Below are 25,724 nucleotides of genomic sequence, written 5' to 3' on the forward strand. Positions count from 1 at the left end.
CATAACGGTGGTCAGATAGAATATCGATTTTTGAGCTTCAAAGGGCAAGACCAGTGACATCCAGACCAGTACTACCTGCGGAATGGGCTCCCCAAAGCGGGGTTATGCTGACGTGGCCACATCCCGGAACGGACTGGGTCCACATGCTGACAGACGTTGAACCGGTGTTTATGGAGATTGCAAAGGCCATACTCCGGTTCGAGCACGTGCTGATCAGCTGCGAATTTGTTACCCGCGTGCAGGAGCTGGGGCGAGAACTCAACGCCTGGGCAGAAGCCAACAACCTGCCCGGCCGAGCGGTTACCGTGCCGGCCCCGGCCGATGACACCTGGGCCAGAGACCATGGCCCCATCACCATAGCCACCGACGAAGGTTTTGCCCTGCTCGACTTCCGGTTCAACGCCTGGGGCAACAAATTTTCCTGGGAGAAAGACAACGCCCTGAATACTCACCTGGCCGGTGCCGGCGTCTTTGGCCGCCACCCCATGCAGCCGGTGGATCTGGTCCTGGAGGGAGGCTCCATTGAATCGGATGGGCAAGGTACCATCCTCACCACCAGCGAATGCCTGCTGACCGCTACCCGGAACCCGTCGATGGACCGGAAAACCATCGAACAGAAACTGGCCGAACACCTGGGCGCCGAGCGGGTGCTCTGGCTGGAACACGGCTACCTGGCGGGCGACGACACCGACAGCCACATCGATACCCTGGCGCGCTTCTGCGCACCGGACCACATCTGCTATGTGACCTGCCCGGATGAAACCGACGAGCACTTTGATGCACTGCAAGCCATGGCCGAAGAGCTGCAGGAGTTTCGTTGCAAGGACGGCCAACCCTACAAGTTGACCGCCCTGCCCTGGCCAGATGCCCTTTACGATGAAGACGGCCAGCGGGTGCCGGCCACCTATGCCAATTTCCTGATTATCAACAATGCCGTATTGCTCCCGGTGTATCAGGTGGCCCAGGACGAGGAAGCAGTCCGCATTATGTCCGAGATATTCCCGGACCGGGAGGTTGTGCCCATCAACTGCCGCCCCTTGATCCATCAGCACGGCAGCCTGCACTGTATAACCATGCAGATTCCTGAAGGAGTGCTGAAGGTATGACCCGCGGCTCAGAGTCCCGCCAGCTGAACATTGCGGCCATCCAGCAGACCTGCTCAGATAACAAGGAAACCAGCCTGGCCACCTCCGAAGCCCTGATCCGAGAAGCGGTTGACGGTGGCGCCCAACTGGTTGTCCTGCAGGAACTGCATGCCACCCTGTACTTCTGCCAGACCGAGGACGTTTCGGTCTTTGAGCTGGCCGAACCGATCCCCGGCCCCACCAGCAACCGACTGTCAGTGCTGGCAAAAGAGCTGGGTGTGGTACTGGTCGGATCGATCTTCGAGCGACGCATGAACGGTGTGTACCACAACACGGCCGTGGTCTTCGAAAAGGACGGAAGTCTCGCCGGCCTGTATCGCAAGATGCACATCCCCGATGATCCCGGCTTCTATGAGAAATTCTATTTCACGCCCGGCGATGCCCGGTTCAATAGTGGCGAGAGTGGCTTCACGCCCATCGACACCTCGGTCGGGCGACTTGGCGTACTGGTCTGCTGGGACCAGTGGTACCCTGAAGCCGCCCGCCTGATGGCACTGGCCGGGGCTGACATGCTCATCTACCCCACTGCGATTGGCTGGGACGTCACCGACGATGCCGACGAGCAGCAACGCCAGCTCGAAGCTTGGGTAACCGTCCAACGCGGACACGCCGTGGCCAACAACCTGCCGGTTATCGCCCCCAACCGGATAGGCACAGAGCCGGACCCATCCGGCCAGAGTGATGGCATCCGTTTCTGGGGCAACAGCTTCATCTGCGGCCCCCAGGGCGAATTCCTCGCCCGGGCGGACGACCACAATCAAACCGTCCTCACGGCCACACTGGACCGGGAGCGCACCGAAGCCATCCGGCGCATCTGGCCACATTTCCGGGACCGGCGTATCGACGCCTACGGAGACATTCTCAAGCGGGTGAGGGATTAAGTACCGCATGAAACAGACCATCGACCGCGTCGTCAGCGAGCTCAACACCATACTGCTGGGCAAGGAACCCCAGGTGCGACTTGCCGTCTGCAGCCTCCTGGCCCGAGGCCACCTACTCATTGAAGACATCCCGGGCATGGGCAAAACCACCCTTTGCCATGCCTTGGCCAAAATCATGGGGCTCAGCTACCAGCGCATCCAGTTCACCAACGATCTGCTGCCGGCTGACCTTCTTGGTTACGCCATGTTCGATAAACAGGCCGGAGATCTGGTATTTCATCCCGGCCCGATCTTTTCCCAACTGGTTCTGGCCGACGAGATCAACCGGGCCTCGCCCCGGACCCAAAGCGCATTGCTGGAGGCCATGGAGGAGCGGCAGGTCTCAATTGAAGGCGAAACCCGCCCTCTGCCAACACCGTTTTTTGTCATCGCCACCCAGAATCCGATTGAACAGGGCGGAACCTTTCCCCTGCCGGAATCGCAGCTTGACCGTTTTCTGATGCGCCTGCGCCTGGGATATCCGGACCCCAAAGCCGAACGTGAACTGCTTGAGGGCGAAGACCGCCGGGCATTGACCGATCGCCTGGGCACCCTTCTTCCCCGGGAACAGTTGCAATCACTGCAGCAGGCCGTGGAACGGGTCAAGGCAAGCCCTGCCGTGCTGGACTACCTGCAGCGCCTGCTCGAACAGAGCCGTCGCATGCCGGGCCTGATCTATGGCCTGTCTCCCCGGGCGGGCCTGGGCCTGCTGCGCGCCGCCAAGGCCTGGGCCCTGATGGCCGGCCGGGATCATGTACTGCCGGATGACCTCCAAGCGGTATTTCCCGCCGTTGCCGGGCACCGCCTGGAGCAAGGCGAAGCCGGCAAAAGTGCCGAACGCGTGCGCCAGTTGCTGACGACCGTTTCGGTTCTTGAATAACCGGCCCTAACCACATAGCAAAGCTTTATAAACCGCATTGGCTGAAACGAATGGCAGCGCCCGGAATTCGTGATAGCCTTCTGACACTTTTTTCTGGTTGGAGACACACATGAGCGTAACCCGACACTCGCGACTGATCATTCTTGGTTCCGGTCCGGCCGGCTACACCGCTGCCGTATACGCGGCACGGGCTAACCTGAACCCAACACTGATCACCGGTATTGAAGTGGGCGGCCAACTGACCACCACCACCGACGTGGACAACTGGCCGGGCGACAACAACGGCGTCCAGGGCCCCGAATTGATGCAGCGCATGCAGCAGCACGCCGAGCGCTTCGAGACCGAGATTGTCTACGACACCATCAACGAAACCGACCTGAACAACCGCCCCTTCCGCCTCAAGGGCGACAATGGCGAGTACACCTGCGATGCGCTGATCATCGCCACAGGCGCTTCGGCCATGTACCTGGGCCTGGAGTCCGAGGAAAAGTTCAAGGGCCAGGGCGTGTCCGCCTGCGCCACGTGCGATGGTTTCTTCTACAAGAAACAGAAAGTTGCTGTGATCGGCGGCGGCAACACCGCAGTCGAAGAAGCGCTGTACCTGTCCAACATTGCCGACGAAGTTACCCTGGTACACCGCCGGAATAGCCTGCGCGCTGAAAAGATCCTGCAGAACAAACTGTTCGAGAAGGCCGAACACGGCAACATCAACATTGTCTGGGACCACACACTGGATGAAGTGTTGGGCGATGGCACTGGCGTTACCGGCATCCGTATCAAGAGCACCGACGATGGCACCACCGAAGACCTGGACGTGGCAGGCGTATTCATTGCCATCGGCCACAAGCCGAACACCGGCCTGTTTGAAGGCCAGTTGGACATGGACAACGGCTACATCCGAATCCAGTCCGGCCTGAACGGCATGGCCACCCAGACCAGCATCCCAGGCGTTTTTGCTGCCGGCGATGTGGCGGACCATGTGTATCGCCAGGCGGTGACCTCGGCCGGCTTTGGTTGCATGGCGGCCCTGGATGCCGAGAAGTTTCTTGATCAATCAGAGTAACGCGCCATTCCAATGACCTCCCTGCCCTGGCTCGCCCCGGATCAGCTCTGGTTTCCGCCGGCTGATGAAGCGCTGGAAGACCCCGATGGGCTTCTGGCGCTTGGAGGTGACCTGCGTCCTGAGCGCCTCTTGTTGGCGTACCGCAATGGCATTTTTCCCTGGTTCAGCGACGACCAGCCCATTCTCTGGTGGTCGCCCAACCCCCGCTGCGTGCTGCCTCCGGATGAAATCCACGTTTCCAAAAGCCTGAGACGCACACTCAACCAGCAGAAATTCCGTATCACGGCTGACCAGAGCTTCAGCCGAGTCATCCGACTGTGTGCGAATACCCGGCCCGAAGGTACCTGGATCACCGATGACATGCTGGCGGCCTACACCGAGCTGCACCGGATGGGCCACGCCCATTCCATTGAGGCCTGGAACCGCAATGGTGAGCTGGTCGGCGGCATGTATGGCCTGGCTCTGGGGCGCTGCTTCTTTGGCGAGTCCATGTTCTCGCTGGAAACCAACGCCTCCAAGGTGTTGATGGTGCATCTGGCCCGCCAACTGTCGGAATGGGGGTATCAGATGATCGACTGCCAGGTGGAGAGTGATCACCTGCTAAGCATGGGGGCACGGAGCATTCCCCGGGCCGAATTTCTGTCTATACTCAGGGCATGCGTGGATCGCAAACCGGATCAGCCGAACTGGACGTTCACCTGGCACTGGCCAGGTCCGGAGGCCTGAATGAGCAACCTCAGAACTCTGGTATTCTTCGCGACACCTGCCCACGAATGCAGTTATCTGCCGGATCGTGAAGCCACCACCATGTTTGTCGATCCCCGGGCAGATGTGGACAAAAGACTCTACAGCCAACTCACTGCCCTTGGGTTTCGCAGAAGTGGCTCCCATTACTATCGCCCCCATTGCGAGCACTGCAATGCCTGCGTTCCGGTCCGGCTCAAGGTCAACGAATTCCAGCCGGATCGCAGTCAACGCCGGGTGCTTCGCAAAAACAGCGACATTGAATGCCGGCTGGTGCCCGCCACCTTCCAGGAGCGTTATTACCAGCTCTACGCCCACTACATTGAAGAGCGTCACTGGGACGGCGACATGTACCCGCCCTCCCGGGATCAGTTCATCTCATTCCTGGTAGAGGGCGCAACCGATTCCTGGTTTGTAGAAATGACTCGTGATGGAGAACTGATTGGCCTGGCGGCCCTCGACATGCTGGACGATGGCATTTCGGCGATCTACACGGTGTTTTCGCCGGAAATGGAGCATCGCAGCCTGGGCACCTTCGCCATACTCTGGCAGATAGAGGAAGCCCAAAGACGACAACTGCCGCACCTGTACCTGGGGTACTGGATCAGCGAATGCCGTAAAATGAATTACAAAACCCGGTTCCGTCCCATCGAAGCATTGCGGGACGGCCACTGGCGCGAAATGGACACTGACTGAATTTTGCCAAACGGTAAGAATTCAGGCAGAATTGCGCCATTTAAAATCACACGAAAGTATTCCAAGCGAGGTTTCTACTGAATGGCGAAGTCAGATGCTATTGAAATGGAAGGCGTTATTATCGACACCCTTCCCAATACCATGTTCCGCGTTGAGCTGAGCAACGGCCACGTTGTTACCGCTCACATCTCCGGCAAGATGCGCAAGAACTACATCCGCATCCTGACTGGCGACAAGGTCAAGGTTGAGCTGACGCCGTACGACCTGAGCAAGGGCCGCATCGTTTACCGCGCCCGCTAATGCTTCAGAGATTTCCATAAAAAAGCCCCGCCATGGCGGGGCTTTTTTATGCCAGTGAGTTTTATACCGCTTCGGCGGGCTCGTCTTCGTACTCGAACACCAGCTCATCGTCCCGCAGGTGAACGAACACATCGCCTCCGTGATCGGACAGGCGCCCGAACAGGATCTGCTCGGCCAGCGGCCGCTTGATCTTGTCCTGGATGAGGCGGGCCATGGGCCTGGCCCCCATGGTCACATCGTAACCACGCTCGGCCAGCCAAAGCTTGGCATCGTCATCCACATGCAGTACCACATGTTTCTCATCCAGCTGCGCCTGCAGTTCGGTGAGGAACTTGTCCACCACGTGTGTGATGGTGTCCTTCTGCAGATCGCGGAACTGAATGATGCCGTCCAGACGATTGCGGAATTCCGGGGTGAAGGTCTTGTTGATCACCTCCATGCCATCGGTGCTGTGGTCCTGCTCGCTGAAACCGATGGACCGTCGCGCCATGCTCTCTGCACCGGCGTTGGTGGTCATCACCAGGATCACGTGACGGAAGTCCGCTTTGCGACCGTTGTTGTCCGTCAGCGTGCCGTGGTCCATCACCTGCAGCAGCAGATTGAACACTTCCGGGTGCGCCTTCTCGATTTCATCAAGCAACAGTACACAGTGCGGTTGCTTGCTCACCGCTTCGGTCAGCAGGCCGCCCTGATCGTAACCGACATAACCGGGGGGCGCGTCAATCAGGCGGGAGACAGTGTGCCGCTCCATGTATTCGGACATGTCGAAACGCACCAGCTCAATGCCCAGCACCTTGGCCAGCTGCTTGGTGACCTCGGTCTTGCCGACACCGGTGGGACCTGAGAACAGGAAGGCACCTTCCGGTTTCTCCGGCGCCTTCAGGCCGGCACGTGCCAGCTTGATGGCGGTGGACAGGGACTCGATGGCCGGATCCTGTCCGAAGACCACCATTTTCAGGTCCCGCTCCAGGTTGCGCAGCAGGTCCTTGTCGCTGGTAGAGACGTTCTTCGGCGGAATGCGGGCGATGTTGGCCACCACATCCTCGATGTCTGACACATCGATAGTGGACCGGCGCTTGTCCTCCGGCTGCAACCGCTGCCGTGCGCCCGCCTCATCGATCACGTCAATCGCCTTGTCCGGCAGGTGACGGTCGGTGATGTAGCGGTCCGCCAATTCAGCGGCCACCCGCAGCGCCTGGTCGGTGTACTCGAGATCATGGTGCTTCTCGAAATTGCTCTTCAGGCCCTTGAGAATCTGGTAGGTATCCTCAACGCTGGGCTCATTGACATCGATCTTCTGGAAACGACGCGCCAGGGCGCTGTCTTTCTCGAAGATGCCACGGAACTCCTGGAAGGTGGTGGAACCGATGCAGCGCAGCTCGCCCGAACTCAGCATGGGCTTGAGCAGGTTGGAGGCATCCATCACGCCACCCGACGCCGAACCGGCACCGATGATGGTGTGAATCTCGTCAATGAACAGGATCGCGTGGTTCTGTTTTTTCAGGTCCGCCAACAGGCCTTTCAGGCGCTTCTCAAAATCGCCCCGGTATTTGGTACCAGCCAGCAGCGCGCCCATGTCCAGGGAATAGACCACCGCATCGGAGATGACCTCCGGCACCTGGCCATCAACAATCCGCTTGGCAAGACCTTCGGCAATGGCGGTTTTGCCCACACCGGCTTCGCCCACTAGCAGGGGGTTGTTTTTGCGCCGGCGCACCAGGATCTGCACCACCCGCTCAACTTCGTGCTCGCGGCCAATCAGCGGATCAATCCGGCCCTGGCGGGCCTGTTCGTTCAGGTTGGTGGCGTAGTTGTCCAGCGGGCGGGACTGCACGCCTTCTTCACCCACTTCTTCCTGGGCGGCATGATCAGCGCCCTCTTCGTCTTCGGCGCCCTGCACCCGGGAAATGCCGTGGGAGACAAAATTGACCACATCAATGCGGTTCACATTCTGTTTCTTAAGCAGATAGACCGCCTGGCTTTCCTGTTCGCTGTAGATCGCCACCAGCACATTGGCGCCGGTTACCTCTTTCTTGCCAGAGGACTGGACATGGAACACCGCCCGCTGAAGTACCCGCTGGAACCCAAGGGTGGGCTGCGTTTCGCGCTCGGTGTCTGTGCTGGGAATCAATGGGGTTGTGGAATCGACAAATTCAATGAGTTCGTCTTCCAGGCCCTGCAGGTCAGCCCCACAGGCTTTCAGGACGCCCACTGCCGACTCATTATCGAGCAGGGCCAACAACAAATGCTCCACGGTCATGAATTCATGACGCTTGTCGTGGGCATTCTTGAAGGCCGTATTCAGCGTAATTTCAAGGTCTTTGCTCAGCATGGGCACCCCTACGTCTGTCAGTCCGCGCGTTCAATCTCGCAAAGGAGCGGATGTTCGCATTCCGAGGAATACTGGTTCACCTGTGCTGCCTTTGTCTCCGCGATGTCTCGGGTATATACCCCACATACGGCTTTTCCCTGCGTATGGACGAGCAGCATCACCTGCGTCGCCTTTTCTTCGTTCATTGCGAAGAACTTCATCAACACCTCTACCACAAAATCCATGGGCGTGTAATCGTCATTGAGTAACACGACTCGAAAGCGCGCCGGCCGCTTGAGCGCGGGCTTCTCGGGCGCAACACTCACGCCATCGTGACGCTCGGGCTGATCGTCCTCCCCTTGATTGAATACTAGTAGAGAATTCTCGATTGTCCGCATGATTCTGTTTGCCGGTTTCTCGGTTGACTGAATAGAATGTGGTTGCCACGGGCGGCGTTTTCAAGCGTTAGTGGCGCCCGGCTAACCTTCGTTTTGCATGGCTCCATCATACCGCGTCCACCCCCGGCTCAACCACTCCCATCCAAAAACCACCGGTTTCTTGACACCCCACAGTTCTTGAACAATGTTTAAAGATGCACCTTTAATCACTAGCAGCCTGTCGGACTTAAGTAATCGTCACGAGCAAGGTGAGAAGATGAGCGCAAATTTTCTGGATTTTGAGGCGCATAGTGGGCCTATGCAACGAAAAAGCCGGGGAATTTGAGCCATTTTCCCACCGGCGCAGTAGATTAATCTTGAGTCCGACAGGCTGCTCGGTGCACCCTCAACAACAAAAGAGGCCATCCAGGTCTCTGGCTCAGACAGTACAAATACAAGGGAGTTCAACATGCCCAGAGGAAAGGTCAAATGGTTTAATAACGCCAAGGGCTATGGCTTTATCATTGAGGATGGCTGTAGCGACGACCTCTTTGCCCACTTTTCATCCGTGCAGATGGACGGCTACAAAACCCTGAAGGCAGGACAGCCAGTGACCTTTGACAAGAAACCCAGCGAACGGGGTGTTCATGCGGTCAACATCATTCCCGAAACCCCGCCCGGAGCCGCCCACGCCTGACAAACGGGGTTAGTCATCGCCAAGCCTGTTGGTTACCCAGGTGTGCAGGGCATCTGCAGCCATTGGCTTGGCAATGGCGTACCCTTGCCCCCACTCGCAACCCAGGGCCAGCAATGACTGGCAATGAGCTTCCGTTTCAACGCCTTCGGCAATCACATTGCGACGGAACGCCTCTGCCAGGCGGATGACGCCCTCAAGGATGGCCAGGTCATCGGGGTCTTCCAGCATGTCACGCACGAAACTACGGTCAATCTTGAGCAGTTGAGCGGGTAGACGCTTAAGGTAGGTGAGCGATGAATAGCCCGTGCCAAAGTCGTCCAGGGCAAACCCAACGCCCAGCTCATTGCAGGCAGTGATAATATTCGATACCTGCACAATATCCCCAAGCGCGGCGGTTTCCAGGATTTCCAGTTCGAGGTCCCCTGCCTCCAGCGCGGGGCGACGCTCCAACTCCGCAGTGAGCCAATCCATAAAATCAGAGTGCTGAAGGTGGATGGCATCAATATTAATGCTGACCGGCAAATGCAGCCCTGATTCTTTCCAACGCACAATCTGGTCCATGGCTGTGCGCATCACCCAGTTACCCAGCTCGATGGCCACAGAGGTGTTTTCAATGACCGGCAGGAAATTGGCCGGCGGCAATAGCCCACGCTCAGGATGCTGCCAGCGCACCAGGGCCTCCGCACCAATCACTTCGCCGGTGCGCATGTTGACCTTGGGCTGGTAATACAGGACAAGCTCCTCATTCGCCAGAGCCTCCCGAATGCGTTCAAGGCTCTCGTGCTGGTCTCGCACCGCGCGCTCCCGCTCGGCATCAAAAAGGCAGTAGCGATTCTTGCCGGCCTGCTTGGCCTGGTACATGGCCTGGTCAGCCTGTCGCAACAGCTGATCTGGTTCCAGCGACTCACTTTGCGGGTAGAAGGCAACCCCGATACTCGCTGACACCGACAGTTCAAGGCCATCCAGAATGACCGGTTCCGCGGCGGCCGCAAGTAAACGATCAATGGCCTCAATGCTGTCCTCGGGCACATCCAGATCCAGCAAGACTGCAACAAACTCGTCTCCGCCAAGCCGGGCCAGGGTGTCCTCAGCCCGCATGCCGCTCTTCATCTGCCTGGCAACCTGAACCAGAAGTTGGTCCCCCACGGCGTGACTGTGAGTGTCGTTGACGGCCTTGAAGCCATCCAGGTCAATAAACACCACAGCAATACTGGTGCCGTGTCGGAGGCTTTGGGCCATGGCCTGCTGCAAACGGTCGGCCAGCAAGGTGCGATTAGGCAGGCCGGTCAGCGGATCAAAGTGGGCGATCTGCTCCAGCTGTTTCTGCTGCTGTTTCAGGGTAGTGATGTCCGTCAGCAGCGAGACGTAGCCCTGAAGCTGGCCCGACTCGTTTTTCAGGGCGCTCACCTTTTGCAGCACGGTATAGAGTTGACCATCCTTATGACGGTTCCAGACTTCCCCTTCCCAGTGCCCCTGGCGCTCCAATGCCTTCGACATTTTGCGGTGAAACACTTTGCTGTGGTACCCGGAGTTCAGGATTACGGGCGTATGCCCCAATACTTCCTCTGCCGGGTAACCGGTGGTACGGGTGAACGCCGCGTTAACACTAACGATGCGATGTTCGGCATCGGTAATCATGATGCCTTCGTTGGCGTTATCAAACACGCTGGCCGACAGCCGAAGCTCACTTTCGTTGCGTCGGCGCTGTTCAATATTGACCAACAGGTTCGCAAACAGCCGCAGCAATTCCACCGTCGGCTCACCAAACTTCTCCTCCTCGATCACAGAATCAACACCAACAAAGCCAACACACTGCCCCTCACTCATCAGAGGCAGGTTGACCAGGCTTTTTACCGACTGCCTCTGCAAACACTGTTTGAGATAACCATCCGGCAATTCAGCCACACTGGGGATAATCATTGGCTGCCCCCTGTCATGGCGTTCGGTCCACTCCCGCATTTCATCCAGCGGCAAATCCTGGGAGTGGTCGATCTGGGCAGAGACCTCGTCGGCACACCATTCGTAGGTGTTTGACATGGTCCCCCGATCAAAATCATAGGTAAACAGGTAACAGCGATCGGCACCAATAAAGGTCCCGACCTCTTCAAAGGCTTCGTGCACCGCGCTATTAACCTGGTTCAGCGGCAGGTTAATAAATCGGCTGGAAAATTTGAGGACGATCTGGCGATAGCGATCGGCCCGCTCAATAAGGGATTCGGCCTCGCTACGCTGCATTTCCGCACTGACACGGTCCACAAACAGTTGCACGAGGATTCTTACCAGCTCCTTCTGCAACATGGGAGACCGGCTCATACCGACCAGCAGCCCCATCGGTTGACGATTTTTGTCAAACAACACACTGCCGATGTAGGACTCAACCCCCATCTCGACCAGCAAGGCGTCGTCCGGGTACGCCTGACGAGCGCCCTCGGGCAGCAAAAGCAGTTTTTGACAGAGCACATCCGAACACGGGGTGCCTTTTAGCGAATAACTGAAAGGATCAATCGATTGCTGGCCTGCCCAACCAGCCAGCACACTGGCCTGATTGAAGTGATGACCAAAGCGGGCCACAAAGGCATAGTCCAACCCGAGGGCTTCCACCAGATGGCGACTAACCGCCCGGTAAAAATCCTCGCCCTCCAGACCGGCAAAGGTGCTGGCCAGGGCCGTTAACGAGTTCTGGGTCAGCTGATGTTCGGTGGTGTCCTGGACCGTACCCAGCGTTTTACGACTTGCGCCCTTTGCCTGGGAAACGGCTTCACCCCGAAGCTGAACGTATTTGATACGCCCATCCGGCATTTTCAGTCGATGGCCGATTTCATAGCTCTCGCCCGTCTGGGCTGCGCTCTGGTAGGCGTCGAATACCAAAGGTCGGTCATCAGGGTGTATTCTCAAGAGGGCCTGGCGATAACAATCGGTGGTTTGGGGATCCAGCTCCAGAATCCGGAACATTTCCTCCGAGCAGGTAAGCCGATAGCGGCCGCCTGAGTAGTCCAGTTCCCAACTGCCCACCTGGGCAATGCGCTGGGCTTCCGCCAGACGCTCGGTGCTGTAACGCAGGGCCTCAGTGGCTTTCTTGCGCTCCTTCTCCAGCTGCCGGCGCCGGCGAATATTCAGCGCCAGCAAGCCAATGACAATAGCCTGCGCCAGCAGCACACCAGCCAGCAGCCAGATCTGCTGCAACCGCGTGCGCTCCAGTTCCGCTATCTGGGCATCGACCATTTCCTCCAGACGGCTCTGGTAATGCCACAGATCCTGGGACTCGTGGCGCCCCGGCGTAATGTCATTGATCACGGAAAACAACAACCGACGCCCATCAAACTCGTAGGGCCGGGAATGCACCTCCACCGTGCGAATTTCACCATCGGCCAGGCGATGGCGAAATATGAAATAGTTGCGTCCTTCGTCCCGGGCCAGCCGACGCTCCTGGGCCACCTGTTCTTCAGTAAAGGTATTGATCTGCTGGATGGTCATCTGCTGAAGCGTCGACACCGGATAACCATAAAAGTCAGCCGCCGCGGCGTTGGCTTCCACAAGCCGCCCCGTGTCCGGCTCAATCAGGAGCATGGGAATGCCAGACTCAAGAAAGACCTGTTCAAAGTCCGGCCCCTTGGCCACCACAGACGCCAGGCTGGTCAACATCAGCACCATGGATAAAACGACGGCGACCAGGAGCGATCGGAGCCAACGCAGGGACAAAGGGCTAAAAAACAATATGTGACTCCAACAACTATTCAGGACGTGTAGCCGAAATTACCCAATAAGCTAGCCGACAACAAGCAACAAAACACCCAATAGAATCTATTCCGGCCCGACATTGGTCTGAGCATTCCCCTTTCGGGTACCATTCCGAATCCATCCGAACAGGAGCCGGTATGGCGGAACTCATCATCTTCAACAAACCCTTTCAGGTATTGAGCCAGTTCACCGATGAACGCGCAGACCGGCGTCGCGCGACACTGGCTGAGTGGATCGACCAGCCAGGTTTCTACCCCGCTGGCCGACTGGATTACGACTCCGAAGGGCTGTTACTGCTTACCAACGAGGGCGCCCTCCAGCACCGCATCGCATCGCCCCGCAATAAGATGCCCAAGACCTACTGGGTGCAAGTGGAAGGCGAAATCCCGGACAGCGCCATTGAGCAGCTGAGCCAGGGCGTTGCTCTGAAAGATGGTGTCACCAGCCCCGCCAAGGCGCAGCGGATACCGGAGCCGGACGTATGGCCAAGAACACCGCCCGTGCGCCACCGAGAATCCGTACCCACCTCCTGGCTTGAGCTGACCATCACCGAAGGTCGTAACCGGCAGGTCCGGCGGATGACAGCCGCCGTGGGCTACCCTACTCTGAGACTGATACGCTGCCGGATTGGAGACTGGACCATCGCCGGCCTTCAGCCGGGCGACTACCGGCGCGAAACCGTGCATTTACCTCGGCCAGCCACTGGCCGGGGCAAGCCAGGGACTGGCGGTAAAACCGGCCGCCGAAACCAGAGCAGAAAACGGAGAACCAAAAAAGCATGACCTGGACACCCCACGCCACCGTCGCCGTGATCGCCGAAGACTCCAGGGGCCGCTTTCTGCTGGTGGAGGAAGTCAGCCACGGCAAGGTGGTGTTCAACCAGCCCGCCGGACACATCGAGGAAAACGAAGCCGTGCTCGATGCCGTGCACCGGGAAACCCTGGAGGAAACCGGCTGGGAAATCGAGCCCACCCATTTCCTTGGGGTGTATACCTACAAGGCGCCTGCCAATGGCGTCACCTACTTCCGCTTCTGCTACGCCGCCCGCGCCGTGCGCGAGGTCACCCGTGAACTGGACGACGACATCATCGCTCCGCACTGGCTGACCCTTGAGGAGATCCGCGAGCTGGGCGACAAGCTGCGCAGCCCGCTGGTGCTGCAGTGTATCGAGGATTACCGCAACGGCCGGCGATTCCCGCTGGATGTGGTGGTGGACGCACAGACGTAGCCCCCAGAAGCTGTTAAAATCCCGCTTTTATTCCCGGTAAACGGTTCCCAGAAGACTCATGACTCAGAATTCCGATCCCCAAGCTCCCGCAAACACCCGCGTGATCGTCGGCATGTCCGGCGGCGTGGACTCCTCCGTTGCCGCCTGGCTACTGAAGGACCAGGGCTACCAGGTCGAAGGCCTGTTCATGAAAAACTGGGACGAGGACGACGGCACCGAATACTGCACTGCCATGGACGACCTGGCCGATGCCCAGGCCGTGGCCGATGCCATCGGCATTACCCTGCACACCGCCAGCTTCGCCGCCGAATACTGGGACCGGGTGTTTGAACATTTCCTGGCCGAATACAGCGCCGGGCGCACCCCAAACCCGGACATCCTGTGCAACAAGGAAGTCAAATTCCGAGCGTTTCTCGATTACGCCATTACCCTGGGCGCCGACTACATCGCCACCGGCCATTACGCCCGCCAGCGCCCGCTGGACGACGGCAGCGGCAAGGCACAGTTGCTCAAGGGCCTGGACCCGAACAAGGACCAGAGCTATTTCCTGCACGCGGTGTCCGGCGAGCGTATTGCCCGCACCCTGTTCCCAGTGGGTGAACTGGAAAAACCCGAGGTCCGGCGCATTGCCGAGGAGCAGGGTTTTGTCACCCACGACAAGAAGGATTCCACCGGCATCTGCTTCATTGGCGAGCGCAAGTTCCGGGACTTCCTCAAGCAGTACCTGCCGGCCCAGCCCGGCGATATTGAAACACCGGATGGCCAGGTGATCGGCAAGCATCAGGGCCTGATGTACCACACCATTGGCCAGCGCCAGGGCCTGGGTATTGGCGGGCTGAGCGAATTCGGCGACGAGCCCTGGTACGTGGCGGAAAAAGACCTGACCCGTAACGTGCTCATTGCAGTCCAGGGCAAGCACCACCCGTTGCTGTTCTCCCGGGGCCTGGTCTCCGGGCCCATCGACTGGATCGCCGGCGAAGCGCCCTCCGGCCAGTTCCGCTGCAAGGCCAAGACCCGCTACCGCCAGCCGGACCAGGATTGCAACGTGACGGTGATCGACGGCGGGGTGAAAGTGGTCTTTGACGAAGCCCAGCGGGCCGTTACCCCCGGACAATCCGTGGTGTTCTATGTCGATGACGTCTGCCTGGGCGGCGGCGTGATCGAACAGACCTGGCGCGACGGCGAGCCTCTGCCAGCCCGCATTAACCCGGAAATGGAAGCCTGATCATGAGCCGCTCCCTGCACGACCAGACCCTGGCCCTGGCGGGCGTCTTCCAGGCGGCTTCCCTGGTGCATCAAATTGCCCATCGGGGCCTATGCGACCAGGCCGCACTGGAAAGCTGCCTGCGTTCGCTGTTTGCCACCGACCCGGACACCACGCTGGACGTTTACGGTGGCGAAATCAGCGACATTCGCGAAGGCCTGCAGGCCCTCTCCACCTCCCTGGCCCAGCAATCCCGCCCCCAGGACATGGAAATCCTGCGCTACGTGCTGAACCTGATTAACCTGGAATCCAAACTCAAGGGCCGCAAGGACATGCTGGATGTCATTGGCAGCCGCATCGAGCAGGCCCGGCACACCGCCGCCCATTTCGGCTACACCCACCCCAACCTAGTTGGCAACCTGGCGGCCATCTACACCGACACCATCAGCACCTTCCGGTTGCGCATTCAGGTTAGTGGCAGCCCGCAGATCCTCCAACGCGATGAAAACGCCGAAAAAGTCCGGGCGCTGTTATTGGCCGGTATTCGTTCGGCAGTGCTCTGGCGCCAGAGCGGCGGACGCCGCTGGCAGCTGATTTTCAATCGCCGGAAAGTGATTCATCACGCCCGGGACTTGCTGCGCTGATTCACGCCTCCAGCTGGTGTATCATACGCATCTTCAAATTTTACCGATCCGCATCTTTGAACAACTGAGAGGTTTTCGATGGAACTCACCGCCCTGACCGCCATTTCCCCGGTCGATGGCCGCTACGGCAGCAAAGTCAGCGTATTTCGCAGCATCTTCAGTGAATACGGCCTGATCCGTAACCGGGTAACCGTCGAAATCCGCTGGCTGCAGAAGCTGGCCAACCACCCGGCCATTACCGAGGTGCCAACCTTCTCCGACGAAGCCAACGCGGCACTGGACAAGCTGGTCGGTGAGTTCAGCCTGGAAGACGCCGAGCGCATCAAGGAGATCGAGCGCACCACCAACCACGATGTGAAAGCGGTCGAGTATTTCATCAAGGAAAAAATTGCCGACGTGCCCGAACTGCACGCGGTCACCGAATTTGTCCACTTCGCCTGTACTTCCGAGGACATCAACAACCTGTCCCACGGCCTGATGCTGCGCGAAGGCCTGGACCACGGTCTGCTGCCGGGCATGGAAAAGGTCATCGACAAACTGACCGAGCTGGCCAAAGAACACGCCGAGCAGCCCATGCTGTCCCGCACCCACGGCCAGACTGCCTCCCCCACCACCGTGGGCAAGGAATTGGCCAACGTGGTTTACCGCCTGCGCCGGCAGCTGATGCAGATCCGCGAAGTGGAGATCATGGGCAAGATCAACGGCGCCGTGGGCAACTACAACGCCCACCTGTCTGCCTACCCGGACGTGGACTGGGCGGCGAACGCCGAAGAGTTCATCGAGAGCCTGGGCCTGGACTGGAACCCGTACACCACCCAGATCGAGCCCCACGACTACATCGCCGAGCTGTACAACGCCATTGCCCGCTTCAACACCATCCTGGTGGACCTGGACCGGGACATCTGGGGCTACATCTCCCTGGGCTACTTCAAACAGAAGACCATCGCCGGCGAAGTGGGCTCCTCCACCATGCCCCACAAGGTGAACCCGATCGACTTCGAAAACTCCGAAGGCAACCTGGGCATCGCCAACGCCGTGCTGGACCACCTGGCGGCCAAACTGCCGATTTCCCGCTGGCAGCGTGACCTGACCGACTCCACCGTGCTGCGCAACCTGGGCGTTGGCTTTGCCCACAGCCTGATCGCCTACGAGGCCACCCTGAAGGGTCTGGGCAAGCTGGAAATCAACCCGGCGCGCCTGAACGAAGACCTGAACAACGCCTGGGAAGTCCTGGCCGAACCGATCCAGACCGTGATGCGTCGCTACAACATCGAAAAGCCCTACGAGAAGCTCAAAGAGTTGACGCGCGGCAAGGCGATGACACCCGAGGTGATCAAGAATTTTGTCGAGACGCTGGATATTCCGGAACAGGCCAAAGCCGAATTGCGCAGCCTGACGCCGGATAACTACATCGGCAATGCCATCGAGCAGGCCCGCAACATTTAATCGCAGGAGAAGCACCATGGACATGCTTGGCGGCATCAGCCCCTCGGAGTTTTTAAGGGACTACTGGCAGAAAAAGCCGCTAGTGATCCGCCAGGCATTTCCCGGCTTCCAGTGCCCGGTCAGCCAGGATGAACTGGCTGGCCTGGCCTGCGAAGAAGCGGTTGAATCCCGCATCGTGGTGGAGGAACACAACGGCAAGCCGTGGCAACTGTTCAACGGCCCGTTCACCCCGGATCGCTTTGCCGAAATGCCGGAACAGGACTGGACCCTGCTGGTACAGGGCCTGGACCACTGGGTGCCGGACGTTGCCGATTTGCTGGAGCATTTCCGCTTCATTCCCAACTGGCGGCTGGACGACATCATGGCCAGCTACGCCCCCAAAGGCGGCAGCGTTGGCCCCCACTACGACATGTACGATGTCTTCCTGCTGCAGGCCCAGGGCCATCGCCGCTGGACCTTCGGCGGCAAATGCGACCACACCTGCCCGCGAGTGGAAGGCACTCCGCTTCGCATCCTGAGCAGTTGGGAAGGCGAGGAAACCGTCGTGCTTGAGCCGGGCGACATGCTTTATCTTCCTCCCGGCATTGGCCATTACGGCGTGGCCGAGGACGACTGCATCACCCTCTCGGTGGGCTTCCGCTCACCCACTGTGGACGATGTGCTGACCAGCTTCACCGACTTCCTGTCCCAGCGCCCCCAGGCCGATGAGCACCTGGACGATCCGGACCTTCAGCTTCAGGAAAACCCGGGCACCATTGGCAACGAAGTGATTGACCGGGTGGATGCGGTAATCCGTGAACAGCTGGGCGACCGTCGGCAGATGGCCCTGTGGTTTGGCCAGTTCACCACCGCCCCCAAAAGCATGGACATCGTCGTGCCCGCCGAGGAACCGGCGGAACCCGCCGACCTGGAAGAGGCCATCAAAGCCCATGAACAACTGCGCTGGAACGAAGGCTCCCGCTTCGCCTATCATGAATTTGATAACGACACCGCCCTGTTCGTGGACGGAGAGCAATACCTGCTCAGGGGGGATGCCCGGCCGCTGGCTCCCTTACTGTGCGCCGGCGCCTACATCGACATGTCCGCCCTGGCGGAGTTTGCCGGTGACGAGGCACTGCTTGGCCTGCTCACCAACCTCTATAACCAGGGCTCCATCTATTTCGAGTAAGCCATGGAACTGACCTTCCGCAAGTACAGCTGGCAACTGGCCCCGGCGGCCCTTCGGGATATCCGCCGGCAAGTGTTCACTGACGAACAGAAGGTGCCGCCCGAACTGGAATGGGACGACACCGACGAAATAGCGGATCATTACCTGGCGGTCACCGCCGACAATACCCCCATTGCCACCGCCCGACTGTTTTCCACCCTGGAAGAGGTCGGCCATATTGGCCGGATGGCCGTACTGCCGGAATACCGGGGCAAGGGCGTGGGCCGCGCCCTGCTCTGCCACCTCATGGCCGAATCCGCCGGCCGCTATGACGAACTGCACCTGTCCTCGCAACAGCATGCCACCGGCCTTTATGAAGGCGCTGGCTTCCACATCTGCTCTGAGGTCTACCAGGAAGCGGGCATTCCGCACCTGAGCATGCGCTGCCTGGCCCCGGCCCTGGCAAGTGAAGCAGCCCCTCATCGCCAGGCCCCACTGATACTGGGCCGCGATGAGGAAAGCTGGCTGTTCAGCGATCAGACGCGCATGCTGGGGCTAATGGATTCACTGGCCGGCCAGGCCCGCCAGCGGCTGTGGTTGTACGACCACATTCTGGACCACGACTTCTATGATCGGGCGCGGTTCCGGGATCTGATTTCAGAGCTGGCCCGCTCTCACCGGCTTAGCGATGTGCGCCTGCTGATTCATGACGATAAAACACTGGTCAAGCGCCGACACCAACTGGTGGAACTGATGCGTCGGATCTCCAGTCGGGTGGAGCTGCGTCTGGTTAATCCGGATTATCCCAGTGAGAGCCAGCCTTTCATGCTCGTCGACCGGGAAGGCCTGATGCACCGCCACGAATTCGACAAGCCGGAAGGCTTTGCCAGCTTCCACGGCGCCGGTCGCATCAAGTTGAAAGAAGAAGCCTTCCAGCGCATGTGGGACGCCGCCCGTCCCTCCATGGAGCTCAGGGAACTACCGCTCTGAATGACGCCCCTGCAACGTCTGGGGTGATTCGAACCGGGCACCAAACGGGGCAAACTCCTCATCCACCTCTTCCGCCACTTCCACAATCAGCCGCCGCAGCCACTGGTGGTCCGTGTTGTGCTGCAACAGCGGGCTCCAGGCCATCTTCAGCTCGAAGGGCGGAATGTTGAAGGGCGGCACTTTCACCACCAGGTTCGGGTTGTCTTTCTGTAGCCAGGCCGCCCTTGATGGCAGGGTGGCGATCAGGTCGTGCTGTTCGGCCAGCAACATGGCCACCTGGTAGTGCCGGGTGAACACCGAGATCTGCCGCTTCCGGCCCATGCGCCCCAATGCCTCGTCCACCCAGCCCAGGCGTTGGACGTCCTTGGGGTTCACTCCCACGCCCACGCCAAAGCCGGTCTTGCTCACCCAGATGTGACTGGCCGCCAGGTAGGTTTCCAGGGTAAAAGGCTCTTTCAGAATCGGGTTGCGGGAGTTCATGGAACAGGCAAAGTACTCGGTCCACAGGGTTTTCTGGTGGAACGACTGGGGAATCTTGTCAAAGCGGTTGATCGCCATGTCCAACCGACCCTGCTCCACATCCAGGAAGCTGACGTCACTGGGAGTGAGCACATCCAGAGTGATGCCGGGCGCTTCCTGGCGCAGGCGACGCAGCACCCGGGGCATCAGGCAGGATTCGGCGTAGTCACTGGCCATAATTCGGAACACCCGCTGGCTTTCCCGGGCGGAGAATGGTGTTTTCTCCTGCACCGCCTGCTCGATGTCGGCGAGAATCGTACGTACCATCGGCTGCAGTTCCCGGGCTCGCTCTGTGGCACTCATACCTTCGCTGGTGCGCACCAGCAGCGGATCGCCAAACAGATCCCGGAGACGACGCAGGCCGTTACTCATGGCTGGCTGTGTGATGCCCAGATGGTTGGCCGCCTTGGTGACGTTGCGCTCGCGCAGCAAGACATCCAGATACACCAGCAAATTGAGGTCCACACGGGATACGTCCATCGTCGTCTCCTATATTTCAGCAAGAGCCATGGCCATGCACAGCATTCACGCCATTAATATACAGCAAAATAGGCATTCATTGAATTGATATACGTGCCCTTATTTACAACCGGAAACGGACGGCCTGCGATAAATCTGCTAGGATCAGTTGCATTTACCAAATAGTCATACTTTTGCGTTGACCCATTACCGGAGTCTCTACTGACACCATGGATGCCATCACCATTGTGCTATTGCTCGCCGCCATTGTTGGTGTGTCGCTGATCATCATTGTTATCAGCCAGATGCGTGAAAAAGCCCGCATTGAGCGTGCCCGTCGGATGACCGCACTGGAAGACACTTTCAACACGGCCAATCGTCTGCTCTCTGAACTGCCGGGACAGTACCTGACCGATGAGCTCAAACTGCTGCTGCTCAAACGCATGGAAGACGCCTGCCTGGGCCTTGAACGACTGAACTCCGATCAACCCGTCAGCCGCTGGCTCGAAGGCGTTCGCCAGACCCGGCAACAGGTGCTCGATAAACAGGACAGTCGCCCGGCGGTCAAGATCGACTCCCCGGACAAGGCCAACTACATCAAAAAGCTGCTGCAAACGCTGTTCAGCATGATTGAAGCGATGCACAAGGCCGGTCGCCTTGACGCCGCCAAGGCAAAAAAGAACCTGAAGCACGTGCTTTTCCTGGTTCACAAAACCCATGCTGACCTCTTCGTTTTCCAGGCCCGGGATCACCTGAAAAAGAACGAAACCCGAAAGGCTATTCACGCCTACCACCTGGCCAGCACCGAAATGGGCAAATCCCAGGACAATCCGCTGGCCATGAAAGCCGTGAAAAGCTTCCGTACGCGCATCAAGGAACTGGAAGCCCAGATCGCGGATGGCAATGTGGAGCAAGCCGGCAACTCCAAGCTGGACAAGGAATGGGACAACTTCCTTCAGGAAGATGAGTCCTGGAAGAAAAAAGCCGACTACGATGATTAGCCCGACGCGGCATAACCGATGACCATGATCGACTACCATGCCCTTGTTTGACCGATTCAGACAACGGCTTTCCTGGCGACTGACCCGAGACACCGTGTTGGTCGCCATGGCACTCGGGCTCATCCTCAACCTGATTCAGATTACCCACGACTACTTCTCAGCCCGGGAGTCCATGGAAGAGGAAGTTCGGGCTCTGATGCGCATCAGCCACAGTCCGGCCTCTCAAATTGCCTACAACATCAACATCCGACTGGCCGAAGAGCTTCTGGACGGCCTACTGCAACACCCCGCCACCAAGGAAGCCAAAATTCTGGATGCAGAGGGCCGCACCATGTCGGCGGCCAGCCAGAGCGTGCCCTCCTCCAGATACCGCTGGCTGAGCAATCAGCTGTTCGGGGAAAGCCGGGTCTTTTCCACCGAATTGCAGGTACCCCAACTGGAAGACCTACCCCTGGGGCAGCTTCAGCTCACCATTGACACCTACCACTACGGCATACAGTTTCTCGAACGGGCCGCCTATACCCTGTTGATCGGGCTCGTAAAAAGCCTGGCGCTGTCGGCGGTACTACTGGCCATTTTCTATTTCGTGCTGACCCGCCCCATGATGGGCATGATCAATACCCTCGGGCGGGTTAAGGCCAGTTCGCCGGAAAAAATCCGTCTACCGGTCCCGGAAAATCACCGCCATGACGAAATAGGTACCATGGTGGGCATCGTGAATCAGCACCTGGAACACATGGAAAGCAACGTGGCCCAACTGAAGGCCGCCGAAAGCGCGATGAAAAACTATTCCAGCCAACTGGAGCGGGAGGTCAAGGATCGGACCCGGGAGATTTCCGAAAAGAACCAGGCCCTACAACAGGGCAATCGGGCCCTGGTCAAGGCCAAAGAGGACGCCATGCGCCGTGCGCGGTCACGGGCCGACTTCCTCGCCAGCATGAGCCACGAGATACGAACGCCCCTGAACGGCCTGCTGGGCATGCTGGATCTGGCACTGGACAGCACTCACGACCGGGCCCAGCGTAACCGGCTGGAAATTGCGCTTAATGCAGGCCACAGCCTGCTGGACCTTTTGAACGACATTCTTGATGTCTCGAAAGTCGAGGCGGGCAAGCTGAGCCTTGAGAAAATTCCGTTCAGCGTCCGCGCTCTGGTAGAGGAAACGGCAACCCTGCACGCTCACCAGGCTCATCGCAAACAGATCGACCTGGTGAATGAAACCAGCCCCGACCTGCCGGAAATGTTCCTGGGTGATCCCACCCGAACCCGCCAGATCCTGAACAACCTGTTGGGCAACGCCATCAAGTTCACCGAAACCGGCACCATTCGGGTGCGCGCCGGTTGCACCGGCACCCAACTGACACTTGAGGTAATTGATACCGGCATCGGCATGTCCCCAGACGCCCAGAAGCACATTTTTTCGGCCTTTTCCCAGGCCGGTCCGGACACCTCGCGCCGTTATGGCGGGACCGGGCTCGGGCTAGCCCTTTGCCGGCAACTGGTGGAACGCATGGAAGGGCAGATCACCGTCAGCTCGCAACCAGGCAGCGGCAGTCACTTCAACGTAACACTGCCCCTTCCCGTGCATCAGGCGACCGCACCCCCGCTGCCTCAACCGATGCTGGACAGCCTGCAGCGCATTGGCGTTGCCATGGACATTGACAACAAAGACCCTCATCGCCTTGCCATCGAATCGCAGTTGAGGGCATGGAGCATTCCGGTTGGCTCAACCGAAAGCAGGCCGGGAAGCATTCTCATGACCGCCGACCCACGGCGAGCTCAGGACTGGGAGGGCAAAGGCGTTCTTCTGGCAGACCGACTGGGCAACCTGAACAATCCCGGGGCCACCACTTGTCTCCTATCATTGCCATTACGGCGCGGCGAACTGTTTGATTGCCTGTGCAATGTCGCCAAGGGATCGAGACTGCCGTCCCCCAATAGGGCCGGGGACTCTCCAGACCGCTCCAACCAGACAGCCCTGGACATCTTGCTGGTGGAAGACAACCAGGTGAATCAACTGGTGGCCAGCACACTGCTGAAAAAACTCGGCCACCAGGTGGCCCACGCCGAGAACGGCAAACGGGCCGTGGAAGCGGTGCGTTCACAGCGCTATGACCTGGTCCTGATGGATTGCCAAATGCCCGTTATGGACGGGTTCGAGGCCACCCGGGCGATTCGCAATGACGCCGACTACGCAACCTTGCCCATCATCGCGGTCACCGGCAACGCTCTGGAGGGCGACAAACAGGCCTGCCTGGATGCCGGCATGAATGACTACATCACCAAGCCCTATAATCGGGAACAGCTCAGCGAGGTGATCTCACGCTGGACACTAGTGTGATGAAAAGATGTTTAACTACTCAATTCCGGCAGATTCCCCCTGTTGCCCGGGTACTTACGTCCGCTAGAATGGTAGCCTTAGATTCACGGTGTTGCCGACTTTTACAGACTGTTTTTTCAAGGAAATCACATTCCCATGCAGAACTACTTCAAATCCGCCAAGCTCGATAATGTGTGTTATGAAATCCGTGGCGTGGTTCTGCGTGAGGCGCGTCGGCTGGAAGAGGAAGGCCATCGGGTCCTGAAACTCAACATCGGCAACCCTGCGGCCTTTGAGCTGGACGTACCGGAAGAAATCCAGCAGGACGTCATCTACAACATGCACCAGGCCCAGGGCTACGTGGAGTCCAAGGGCCTGTTCTCCGCCCGCAAAGCGGTCATGCACTATTGCCAGCAGCGCGGCATCGACCGGGTGGACATTGACGACATCTACCTGGGCAATGGCGTCAGCGAGCTGATCGTGATGTCCATGCAGGCCATGCTCAACACCGGTGACGAAGTGTTGATTCCGGCTCCGGATTACCCTCTCTGGACCGCCGCCGTCACCCTTTCCAGCGGCAAGCCGGTGCATTACCGCTGCGACGAAGAACAGGACTGGTTCCCGGATATCGAGGACATCAAGAAAAAGATCACACGCCGCACTCGTGCCATTGTCCTGATCAACCCGAACAACCCGACCGGGGCGGTCTATTCCGAGGAATTGCTGCAGCAGGTGATCGAGCTGGCTCGCAAGCACAACCTGATCATCCTGTCGGACGAGATCTACGACAAGATCCTGTACGACGAGACCCAGCACACCTCCATCGCCTCCATGGCGGACGACGTGCTGTTCTTCACCTACAACGGTCTGTCCAAGAACTACCGCGCCGCCGGCTATCGCTCGGGCTGGATGATCATCAGTGGCGCCAAACATCGCTCTACCGACCTGATCGAGGGCATCGAGATGCTCTCGAACATGCGCCTGTGCGCCAACGTGCCGGCCCAGCTTGCCATCCAGACCTCTCTGGGCGGCTACCAGTCCATCAATGACCTGGTGGCCCCCGGTGGTCGGCTTTACGAACAGCGGGAAACCGCCTGGAAAATGCTGAACGATATTCCCGGTGTCAGCTGCGTCAAGCCGAAAGGAGCTCTTTACCTGTTCCCGAAGCTGGACCCGAAGCGCTTCCCGATCGTGAACGATGAAAAGCTGGTGCTGGACCTGCTGCTGCAGGAAAAAATCCTGCTGGTGCAGGGCTCCGCTTTCAACATTGACGACAAGCAGCACCTGCGGGTGGTCTTCCTGCCCCGCGAGGACACCATGGTCGATGCCATGGGACGGCTGGGCAATTTCCTGGAACACTACCGCCAATAAGCAACGGGAGCAGACATGGCCGACATACACGTCGAGGAATTCTACAAGGATGTGGCCGTTGCACTGATCCAGCTGTATTCGGTGTTTCCCCGGCGCACAAACCTGTTCGTGGAAGACATAGCCGGACCGGACGAGCCAGACGAATTCGGCCTGCACAGCCCCCGCCACATGGCCTGTTTCGGGGCGCTGCTTTGGCTGGAAGAGGAAGGCCTGCTGCGTTACGTGGACACCATTCGCCAGGATGCGCTCGACCAGGCCGTGCTGACCCAGAAAGCCTTCGTGCGCCTGAGCGCGCCCGCCCCACGCTCCTTGGTCGCAGCCCTGGATGCTTCCGCCCCTGACGACTCCCTTCCCCGCTCCGTCCAGCGGGATCTGTCGTCCTATGTGCACCTGATCCGGTCCGCCATCAAAAGCGGCAGCTCGGACAGGATCAGCCTCGCGATACAATCGACCTTTTTTGCCGACTCCCTGGCCGACCAGCTTCATTAAATCCGTTTAACGCGCTTGAACCGGTGAACCCGGAC

General features: G+C 58.9%; 23 protein-coding genes. 19 read left to right on the forward strand and 4 right to left on the reverse strand.

The window, feature by feature from the left end; all coding sequences use genetic code 11:
• Window positions 1–53: 53 nt before the first annotated feature.
• From BY454_RS03820 to infA, 7 genes are all read left to right on the forward strand, one after another.
• The gene (locus tag BY454_RS03820; RefSeq protein ID WP_104415252.1) at window positions 54–1,106 is read left to right on the forward strand and encodes an agmatine deiminase family protein; all 1,053 of its coding nucleotides are present in this window, start codon (window positions 54–56) and stop codon (window positions 1,104–1,106) included.
• Window positions 1,103–2,026, forward strand: coding sequence for a carbon-nitrogen hydrolase (locus BY454_RS03825; protein WP_104415251.1), 924 nt, complete (start codon window positions 1,103–1,105; stop codon window positions 2,024–2,026). Before BY454_RS03820 ends, BY454_RS03825 begins: the two co-directional genes overlap by 4 nt.
• Before the next feature lie 7 nt (window positions 2,027–2,033).
• Window positions 2,034–2,945: an AAA family ATPase gene (locus tag BY454_RS03830; RefSeq protein WP_104415250.1), complete on the forward strand. Its 912-nt coding sequence runs from the start codon at window positions 2,034–2,036 to the stop codon at window positions 2,943–2,945.
• A 109-nt stretch (window positions 2,946–3,054) separates the two neighbouring features.
• A complete protein-coding gene (gene trxB / locus BY454_RS03835; RefSeq protein WP_104415249.1) occupies window positions 3,055–4,008 on the forward strand; it encodes a thioredoxin-disulfide reductase in 954 nt (317 codons plus the stop codon).
• Between the two features lie 12 nt (window positions 4,009–4,020).
• Complete coding sequence (aat, locus tag BY454_RS03840; RefSeq protein WP_104415248.1) at window positions 4,021–4,734, forward strand: leucyl/phenylalanyl-tRNA--protein transferase; 714 nt, start codon at window positions 4,021–4,023, stop codon at window positions 4,732–4,734.
• Window positions 4,735–5,448 (forward strand): arginyltransferase, encoded by a 714-nt coding sequence (locus tag BY454_RS03845; protein ID WP_104415247.1) that lies wholly within the window; start codon window positions 4,735–4,737, stop codon window positions 5,446–5,448.
• A gap of 81 nt (window positions 5,449–5,529) precedes the next feature.
• Window positions 5,530–5,748, forward strand: coding sequence for a translation initiation factor IF-1 (gene infA / locus BY454_RS03850; RefSeq protein ID WP_070057980.1), 219 nt, complete (start codon window positions 5,530–5,532; stop codon window positions 5,746–5,748).
• Between the two features lie 61 nt (window positions 5,749–5,809).
• Here the strand turns inward: infA and clpA are convergent, their stop codons facing one another.
• Together clpA and clpS are read right to left on the reverse strand one after the other, a co-directional pair.
• Window positions 5,810–8,080: an ATP-dependent Clp protease ATP-binding subunit ClpA gene (gene clpA, locus BY454_RS03855; RefSeq protein WP_104425538.1), complete on the reverse strand. Its 2,271-nt coding sequence runs from the start codon at window positions 8,078–8,080 to the stop codon at window positions 5,810–5,812.
• A gap of 17 nt (window positions 8,081–8,097) precedes the next feature.
• A complete protein-coding gene (gene clpS, locus BY454_RS03860) occupies window positions 8,098–8,457 on the reverse strand; it encodes an ATP-dependent Clp protease adapter ClpS (protein ID WP_104415245.1) in 360 nt (119 codons plus the stop codon).
• 448 nt (window positions 8,458–8,905) lie between these two features.
• Here clpS and BY454_RS03865 point away from each other — a divergent pair, with 448 nt between their 5' ends.
• Window positions 8,906–9,133, forward strand: coding sequence for a cold shock domain-containing protein (locus BY454_RS03865; protein WP_104415244.1), 228 nt, complete (start codon window positions 8,906–8,908; stop codon window positions 9,131–9,133).
• Between the two features lie 9 nt (window positions 9,134–9,142).
• Here BY454_RS03865 and BY454_RS03870 read toward each other — a convergent pair whose 3' ends face one another.
• A complete protein-coding gene (locus BY454_RS03870; protein ID WP_146082684.1) occupies window positions 9,143–12,847 on the reverse strand; it encodes an EAL domain-containing protein in 3,705 nt (1,234 codons plus the stop codon).
• A gap of 161 nt (window positions 12,848–13,008) precedes the next feature.
• On the opposite strand from BY454_RS03870, the gene BY454_RS03875 reads away from it, so the two are divergent.
• The 7 genes from BY454_RS03875 (at window position 13,009) to BY454_RS03905 (ending at window position 19,530) form a co-directional block, all read left to right on the forward strand.
• The gene (locus tag BY454_RS03875) at window positions 13,009–13,653 is read left to right on the forward strand and encodes a pseudouridine synthase (protein ID WP_104415242.1); all 645 of its coding nucleotides are present in this window, start codon (window positions 13,009–13,011) and stop codon (window positions 13,651–13,653) included.
• The gene (locus BY454_RS03880) at window positions 13,650–14,099 is read left to right on the forward strand and encodes an NUDIX hydrolase (protein ID WP_104415241.1); all 450 of its coding nucleotides are present in this window, start codon (window positions 13,650–13,652) and stop codon (window positions 14,097–14,099) included. Before BY454_RS03875 ends, BY454_RS03880 begins: the two co-directional genes overlap by 4 nt.
• A gap of 58 nt (window positions 14,100–14,157) precedes the next feature.
• Complete coding sequence (gene mnmA / locus BY454_RS03885; RefSeq protein ID WP_104415240.1) at window positions 14,158–15,324, forward strand: tRNA 2-thiouridine(34) synthase MnmA; 1,167 nt, start codon at window positions 14,158–14,160, stop codon at window positions 15,322–15,324.
• A gap of 2 nt (window positions 15,325–15,326) precedes the next feature.
• Window positions 15,327–15,947, forward strand: coding sequence for a high frequency lysogenization protein HflD (gene hflD / locus BY454_RS03890; protein ID WP_104415239.1), 621 nt, complete (start codon window positions 15,327–15,329; stop codon window positions 15,945–15,947).
• Between the two features lie 78 nt (window positions 15,948–16,025).
• Complete coding sequence (purB, locus tag BY454_RS03895) at window positions 16,026–17,393, forward strand: adenylosuccinate lyase (RefSeq protein WP_104415238.1); 1,368 nt, start codon at window positions 16,026–16,028, stop codon at window positions 17,391–17,393.
• A 16-nt stretch (window positions 17,394–17,409) separates the two neighbouring features.
• Window positions 17,410–18,561 carry a ribosomal protein uL16 3-hydroxylase gene (locus BY454_RS03900; RefSeq protein WP_104415237.1) on the forward strand — a complete coding sequence of 384 codons (1,152 nt, stop codon included), beginning with the start codon at window positions 17,410–17,412 and terminating at the stop codon, window positions 18,559–18,561.
• A gap of 3 nt (window positions 18,562–18,564) precedes the next feature.
• On the forward strand, window positions 18,565–19,530 hold the full coding sequence (locus BY454_RS03905) for a GNAT family N-acetyltransferase (protein WP_104415236.1): 966 nt from the start codon (window positions 18,565–18,567) through the stop codon (window positions 19,528–19,530).
• Here the strand turns inward: BY454_RS03905 and BY454_RS03910 are convergent.
• On the reverse strand, window positions 19,519–20,529 hold the full coding sequence (locus BY454_RS03910) for a LysR family transcriptional regulator (RefSeq protein WP_104415235.1): 1,011 nt from the start codon (window positions 20,527–20,529) through the stop codon (window positions 19,519–19,521). The genes BY454_RS03905 and BY454_RS03910 overlap by 12 nt on opposite strands.
• A 209-nt stretch (window positions 20,530–20,738) precedes the next feature.
• Between BY454_RS03910 and BY454_RS03915 the strand changes: the two genes are divergently transcribed.
• The 4 genes from BY454_RS03915 to BY454_RS03930 all read left to right on the forward strand — a co-directional run bounded on the left by BY454_RS03915 (window position 20,739) and on the right by BY454_RS03930 (window position 25,689).
• Window positions 20,739–21,509, forward strand: a complete 771-nt coding sequence (locus BY454_RS03915) for a hypothetical protein (RefSeq protein WP_104415234.1) — start codon at window positions 20,739–20,741, stop codon at window positions 21,507–21,509.
• Between the two features lie 37 nt (window positions 21,510–21,546).
• Window positions 21,547–23,850, forward strand: coding sequence for a hybrid sensor histidine kinase/response regulator (locus BY454_RS03920; protein WP_308471487.1), 2,304 nt, complete (start codon window positions 21,547–21,549; stop codon window positions 23,848–23,850).
• 135 nt (window positions 23,851–23,985) lie between these two features.
• Window positions 23,986–25,200, forward strand: a complete 1,215-nt coding sequence (locus BY454_RS03925) for a pyridoxal phosphate-dependent aminotransferase (RefSeq protein ID WP_104415233.1) — start codon at window positions 23,986–23,988, stop codon at window positions 25,198–25,200.
• Window positions 25,201–25,215: 15 nt separating this feature from the next.
• A complete protein-coding gene (locus BY454_RS03930; protein ID WP_104415232.1) occupies window positions 25,216–25,689 on the forward strand; it encodes a hypothetical protein in 474 nt (157 codons plus the stop codon).
• Window positions 25,690–25,724 lie beyond the last annotated feature (35 nt).

Origin of the sequence: Marinobacter persicus, from assembly GCF_002934325.1 — a bacterium.
GTDB classification, from domain to species: domain Bacteria; phylum Pseudomonadota; class Gammaproteobacteria; order Pseudomonadales; family Oleiphilaceae; genus Marinobacter; species Marinobacter persicus_A.